Raw genomic sequence first — 6,745 nt, forward strand, 5'->3', positions numbered from 1 at the left:
CCCGCTGCCGCCCATGACCGAGCCCATGCCCCTGCCCGTCGACGCCACGCGCTGCCCGCTGTGCGGCAGTGACAACCGGTGCGCCATGGAAATGCAAAAGGCCACCGGCGAGCCACAGCCGCCCTGCTGGTGCGTGAGCGAAACCTTCACGCCCGAACTGCTGGCACGCATACCCGAAGCGGCCCGCGGCACAGCCTGCCTGTGCCCGGCGTGCGTGAAATCGGCCCTTGCCGCGCCGCGATGAGCGACGCCGCACAAGACCCGAACGGACTGCCCGCGCTGCGCGAGCGCTACGGCCCGCGCTACCGATGGCTGCTGCTGCTCGCGGTGATGGTGGGCACCATGGCCTCGATCATGTCGTCGACGATCGTGAACGTGGCCATTCCCGACATGAGCCAGCACTTCACGCTGGGCCAGGAGCGCGCGCAGTGGGTGTCCTCCGCCTTCATGGCGGCCATGACGGTCTCGATGCTGACCACGCCCTGGCTGCTGGCGCGCTATGGCTACCGGCGAACTTACGAGGGGTGCATGTGGCTGCTGCTGGTCGGTGGCGTGGCCGGCGGCCTGGCAAACGATTACCCGCTGGTGCTGGCCGCGCGCGTGGCCGAGGGCCTGGCGGCGGGCGTGGTGCAGCCGATCCCGGCCATCATCATCCTGCGCGCTTTTGATTCCACCGAACAAGGCCGCGCCAGCGGCATCTTCGGCATGGGCGTGGTGCTGGCGCCGGCGCTGGGCCCCAGCATCGGCGGCGTGCTGGTCGACTGGTTCGGCTGGCGCTCGATCTTCTTCATGGTGGTGCCGCTGTGCGTGGTCTCGCTGTGGCTGGCGAAGAAGCTGATCCCCACCACCGCACCTGGCGGGGGCGCCGCCAACCGGGACGGTGCCGGGCTCGACTGGCGCGGCCTGCTGATCGCCTCCCTGGGCACGCTGTGCCTGCTCAACGGCCTGGTGGAGCTGCAGGGCGGCACCGCGGCCACCGCGCTCACGCTGCTGGCGGCCGCCGTCGGCCTGCTGGTCGCCTTCATCTGGCTCGAGCGGCGCACGCTGCAGCAGCGCCGGCGCCACCCCAGCCAGGGCGTGGACCCGCTGCTGGACCTCACGTTGTTTCGGGACCGGCGTTTCGCCATGGGCAGCATCGTGGCCTTCATCTACGGCATCGCGCTGTTCGGCTCCACCTACCTGCTGCCGGTGTACATGCAGATGGGGTTGCGCCTCTCGCCCTCGGTCGTGGGCACGGTGCTGCTGCCGGCGGGCTTCGTGCTGGCCGTCACCATCGCCGTGGTGGGCCGGCTGGCCGACCGCCAACCCACGCACCGCCTGGTGAGCATCGGCCTGCTGATGCTGGCAGCCTCGTTCGCGCTGATGGTGACGATCCGCCTAGACCACGCGGGACTGATCATTCCGCTGCTCATCCTCTGGGCCATTCTGGGTCGCATCGGGCTGGGCTTCGTCCTGCCCTCACTCAACATCGGCGCCATGCGCGGGCTCGACCGCAGCCACATCCCGCAAGGCTCCAGCGCCATCAATTTCTTGCGCATGCTGGGTGGCGCCGCGGGCGTGAGCCTGTGCGGCATCTTCCTGGAGTGGCGGCTCGCGGCGCACGGCCAGGTGCTGGACAGCGCCAGCCGCGCACCAGACCGGCTGGCCGCCTTCAACGAAACCTTCATCCTGCTGGCCGTCATCTGCGGCGTGGCGCTCATCGCCGCGCTGCGGCTCAAGGCCGACAGCCGCACACAATAGCCGCCACCATGTGCCAGCTGCTCGGCCTGAACTGCGCCACCCCCACCGACGCCACCTTCAGCTTCACCGGCTTTCGCGAGCGCGGCGGCAACACCGACCATCACGCCGATGGCTGGGGCATCGCCTTCTTCGAGGGCAAGGGCCTGCGCCTGTTCCTTGACCACCAGAGCGCAGCGCATTCGCCGATGGCGCAGTTCCTGCAGGCTTATCCGCTCAAGAGCCGCAACATCATTGCCCACGTGCGCAAGGCCACGATCGGCGAAGTGGCGCTGGAGAACGCCCACCCCTTCGTGCGCGAACTCTGGGGCCGCCAATGGGTGTTCGCCCACAACGGCGACCTCAAGGACTACGCCCCGCCGCTGCACAGCCACTTCCGCCCGGTGGGCAGCACCGACAGCGAACGCGCCTTCTGCTGGCTGATGCAGGAGCTGCACAAATCGCACGCGGGCCTGCCCAGCGTGCACGAGCTCACCCACACGCTGCGCGAGCTGATTCCGCAGGTCACGCGGTTTGGCAGCTTCAACTTCCTGCTCTCCAACGGCGAGGCGCTGTGGGCCCACTGCAGCACCAACCTGCATTGGCTGGTACGCCAGCACCCGTTCGCACAGGCCACGCTCAAGGACTGCGACTGGACGGTGGACTTCGCCACCGTGAACCAGCCCGGCGACCGCGCCGCGGTGATCGTGACGACACCGCTTACCAGCAACGAGGCCTGGACCGCGTTCACACCCGACGAGCTCAAGGTGTTCGTGGACGGCCTGCCGATCGGGTGACACGGGCACAGGGTCAACCCTGATGTCCGCGTGTCCCGTGCGGACACCCCCTCGGCCTATCATCCTTCGGTGCTTCGCACCCCCTGCGGGCGTGCGCCTTTCCCATCCGCACCCAGGAGACAAACCATGCAACGACGCCACTTCATCGCCAGCGGCATTGCCGCCGCCAGCTTGCCGAACCTCAGCTTCGCGCAGGGCATCGAGAAGCCCAAGTGCACCATCGCCGTGGGCGGCAAGAACCTCTTCTACTACCTGCCACTGACCATCGCCGAGCAACTGGGCTACTTCAAGGACGAAGGCCTGGACCTCACCATCGTTGACTTCGCGGGCGGCTCGCGTGCATTGCAGGCCGTGGTGGGCGGCAGCGCGGACGTCGTTTCCGGCGCGTTCGAGCACACGATCAACATGCAGTTCAAGGGCCAGCCCATGCGGGCCTTCGTGCTGCAGGGCCTGGCGCCGCAGATCGTGCTCGGCATCAACCCCAAGACCATGCCCAACTTCAAGGACGTGGCTGAACTCAAGGGCAAGAAGATCGGGGTGACCGCACCGGGCAGCTCGACCAACGTGCTGGTGAACTTCGTGCTCGCCAAGGCGGGCTTGAAGCCGAGCGACGTGAGCATCGTGGGCGTGGGTGCCAGCAACGGCGCGGTGGCGGCCATGCGCGCCGGGCAGATCGACGCGATCAGCAACCTCGACCCGGTGATCACGCTGCTGCAGCGCTCGGGCGATCTGAAGATCGTCACCGACACGCGCATCGTGAGCGAGGCCGAGCGCGTGTTCGGCGGCCCGATGCCGGCCGGTTGCCTGTACTGCCCGCAGCCCTTCCTCGATCGCAACCCCAACACCGCGCAGGCCATGGCCAACGCCATGGTGCGCGCCAACAAGTGGATCCAGAAGGCCGGCCCGGGCGACATCATCAAGGTGGTGCCCGAGAGCTACCTGCTGGGTGACCGCGCGATCTACATCGACGGCTTCCTGGCCGCCCAGAAGGCGCTCTCGCCCGACGGCTTGATCCCGGCCAAGGGCTCCGAGACTGCCTTCAAGGCACTGGGCAGCGTGGACGCCGAGCTCGCCAAGGCGAAGCTCGACCTGAACGCGGTCTACACCAACGCGTTCGCACAGAAGGCCAACGCCAAGTACCCGAAGGGATGACATGACGGCAGCGGCGATCGAATTGCAGGACGTCGCCTGCACCTTCATCAGCAAGGACGCCCCCGGCCAGCGCTACACCGCGGTCGAGGGCGTGAACCTCACGGTGGGGGCGGGCGAGTTCGTGAGCGTGGTGGGCCCCACGGGCTGCGGCAAGAGCACCCTGCTCAACGTGGCGGCCGGCCTGCTCGAACCCAGCAAGGGCAGCGCGCGCATCTTCGGCGAGACCCTGCAGGGCATCAACGCGCGCGCTGGCTACATGTTCCAGAGCGAGAGCCTCATGCCCTGGCGCACCGGCCTGCAAAACGTGATGGCCGGGCTGCAGTTCCGCGGCGTGGCCGACGCCGACGCGCGGGCCCAGGCCGACGACTGGCTGCGCCGCGTGGGCCTGGGTGGCTTCGGTGACCGCTACCCGCACCAGATGAGCGGCGGCATGCGCAAGCGCACCTCGCTCGCGCAGACGCTGGTGCTCGACCCCGACATCATCCTGATGGACGAACCGTTCTCGGCGCTTGACATCCAGACGCGGCAGCTGATGGAGAACGAGGTGCTGCAACTCTGGGCGGCAAAGAAAAAGGCGGTGCTGTTCATCACGCACGACCTCGACGAAGCCATCGCCATGAGCGATCGCGTGGTCATCATGTCCGCCGGCCCGGCCAGCCACATCATCGGTGACTTCCGCATCGACATCGAGCGCCCGCGCGATGTGGCCGAGGTCAAGACGATGCCGCGCTTCCTCGAACTGCACGCGGCCATCTGGGCCGTGCTGCGCGACGAGGTGCTCAAGGGTTACCAGCAACAACTGCAGAAGGCCGCCTGAGCGCGGCACCGTCAACGCATGTGGAAGTTCCTCAAACCCCGCCCGGGCAACCTGCGCCTGTGGCAACTCGGCCTGCTCGCGCTCCTGTTCCTGTTCTGGCACGTCATGACCAAGCCCGGTCTGGTGCCGACCTTCATGTTCGACAACGACCGGCAGGCTGCGTTCTTCTTCGGTGAACCGCTGAAGATCTTCACGCGCATCTGGGTCTGGTTCGTGCGCGACGCCGACATCTACGTTCACCTGTGGGTCACGCTGGCCGAAACGCTCATGGCCTTTGGCATCGGCGCCGTGACCGGGCTGGCTGGCGGGCTGTGGCTGGCGCTCTCGCCCATGGCATCGGCCATCCTCGAGCCCTACATCAAGGCGCTCAACTCCATGCCACGCATCATCCTCGCGCCCATCTTCGCGGTGTGGTTCGGGCTGGGCATGGCCTCCAAGGTGGCTCTGGGCGTCACGCTGGTGTTCTTCATCGTGTTCTTCAACGTCTACCAGGGCGTCAAGGAAGTGAGCCCGGTGGTGCTGGCCAACGCGCGCATGCTGGGCGCGAGCCAGAAGCAGCTGCTGCGCCACGTCTACCTGCCCAGCGCCACCAGCTGGGTGTTCAGCTCGCTGCACACCAGCGTCGGCCTGGCCTTCGTGGGCGCGGTGGTGGGCGAGTACCTCGGCTCGTCGCAGGGCGTGGGCTACCTCATCCTGCAGGCCGAGGGCCAGTTCGACATCAACACCGTGATGGCCGGCATCCTGGTGCTCACCAGCTTCGCGCTGGTGCTGGACGCGGCGGTGGGCCGCATCGAGAAACGCCTGATGAAATGGCAGCCCAAGGCGGGCGAGACGGAAAAACTCTGAGCCCGGCACCCGGATGGCCACGCGCGCGCGGGCCACGGGACAATGCACCGCATGCACAGTCCCAGCCCGCCCCGGCAACCCGGTCGCCCACCGGTGCAGCAACTGCCGGCGGAGCTGGCCGCGCGCTGGCAGCCCGGCGCCTGGATGGCGACGCCGCGCCGCCGCGCCGGCACCGCGTGGGGGCTGTCGCTGGCGGTGCACGTGCTGCTGCTGGGCCTGACCTTCGGCGGCGAGGGGCTCGGGCTGCCCGGTTTCGGCCTGCCCTGGCAGGAGCGGCGTGCCGAGGCACCCGGGCGACACGCTCAGCCCGCACCGCAGCCCAGCATGGTCGCGGCGAACGCCCCTGAACCCGCTGCAGAGGCCCACACGGCACCGGCCGAGGCAGCCGGCACGTCAAGCACCCCGCCAACGACGCCCACCGCCATCCCTGCACCTGCGCTCACAGTGCTGGACTACGGCACGCTGCAGACGGCGCGCGCGGCCGAAGCGGCCCGCCTCGAAGCGGCCCGCCGGGCCGCCGCGCAGGCCCTGTCCGAACGCCAGGCCGCCGCGCGCGAGCGCGCTGCGCGCCAGGAGTCTGCCCGGCAGGCGGCCATCCAGCAGGCCGCTGCACGGCGCGAGACTGCCCGGCAGGAAGCCGCGCGACAGCAGGCGGCAAGAGAGCAAGCCGCACGAGAACAACAAGCTGCGCGCGAACGGGCCACGCAGGCATCGGCCACACGCCCGCCCGACGCCGAACGCACCGAGCCCGCACGGGCCGAGCCCGAGCGGTTGGCGTCCGACGCGCCCGCACCCACCGTAACGCCCGCGCCGCCACCGGACCCCACGCCGGCGCCGATCACCGCGCCACCACCCGCGCCGCCAGTGCTCGCACAGCAGGACGCGACACTGCCCGAGGTGCAAGCGCCCAAAGCGCAGCAGGACGACCCGGCGCAGCAAGCAGCGGCAGCGAGCCGGGAGACCACGCTCCTGCAGGCTCTGCGGGCCGAAGCCGATCGGCAAGCCGCCGCGCAGGCACTGGCCGCGCGGGAGGCCGCTGTACAGGCCGAGGCGGTGCGACTGGCGCAGGAACAGGCCGAGGCACAGCAACGCCAGGCCCAGCAGCAGGAAGCCGAGCGCCGGCAAGCAGCCCAGGCCCAGGCGGCGCGTGAGGCCGCAGCGCGGGCCGAGGCCGCGCAGCAAGCGGCCGAACGCGAACAGGCCGAACAACGGGAGGCCGCACGCGCCGAGGCAGCGCGCCAGGCTGCGGCCGAGCGGGCGCAAGCCGAACGCGAGGCCGCAGCGCGAGAAGCCGCAGCGCGAGAAGCCGCAGCGCGAGAAGCCGCAGCGCGAGAAGCCGCAGCGCGAGAAGCCGCAGCGCGAGAAGCCGCAGCGCGAGAAGCCGCAGCGCGAGAAGCCGCAGCGCGAGAAGCCGCAG

General features: G+C 69.5%; 6 protein-coding genes and 1 pseudogene. All 7 read left to right on the top strand.

Annotated elements, in window-relative coordinates; all coding sequences use genetic code 11:
• Positions 1-25 precede the first annotated feature (25 nt).
• Positions 26-244: a cysteine-rich CWC family protein gene (locus M3149_RS05745; protein WP_251708367.1), complete on the top strand. Its 219-nt coding sequence runs from the start codon at positions 26-28 to the stop codon at positions 242-244.
• The gene (locus tag M3149_RS05750; RefSeq protein WP_251708368.1) at positions 241-1,740 is read left to right on the top strand and encodes an MFS transporter; all 1,500 of its coding nucleotides are present in this window, start codon (positions 241-243) and stop codon (positions 1,738-1,740) included. The genes M3149_RS05745 and M3149_RS05750 overlap by 4 nt, the downstream gene beginning before the upstream one ends.
• Positions 1,741-1,748: 8 nt before the next feature.
• The gene (locus tag M3149_RS05755; RefSeq protein WP_251708369.1) at positions 1,749-2,513 is read left to right on the top strand and encodes a class II glutamine amidotransferase; all 765 of its coding nucleotides are present in this window, start codon (positions 1,749-1,751) and stop codon (positions 2,511-2,513) included.
• Positions 2,514-2,639: 126 nt separating this feature from the next.
• On the top strand, positions 2,640-3,665 hold the full coding sequence (locus M3149_RS05760) for an ABC transporter substrate-binding protein (RefSeq protein ID WP_251708370.1): 1,026 nt from the start codon (positions 2,640-2,642) through the stop codon (positions 3,663-3,665).
• A gap of 1 nt (position 3,666) precedes the next feature.
• Complete coding sequence (locus M3149_RS05765; protein ID WP_251708371.1) at positions 3,667-4,482, top strand: ABC transporter ATP-binding protein; 816 nt, start codon at positions 3,667-3,669, stop codon at positions 4,480-4,482.
• Positions 4,483-4,500: 18 nt separating this feature from the next.
• On the top strand, positions 4,501-5,328 hold the full coding sequence (locus M3149_RS05770) for an ABC transporter permease (protein ID WP_251708372.1): 828 nt from the start codon (positions 4,501-4,503) through the stop codon (positions 5,326-5,328).
• 51 nt (positions 5,329-5,379) lie between these two features.
• Positions 5,380-6,745, top strand: a pseudogene (locus M3149_RS05775) (hypothetical protein); the annotation flags it as partial.

The organism is Hydrogenophaga intermedia (genome assembly GCF_023715105.1).
Taxonomy (GTDB): Bacteria; Pseudomonadota; Gammaproteobacteria; order Burkholderiales; family Burkholderiaceae_C; genus Hydrogenophaga; species Hydrogenophaga intermedia_A.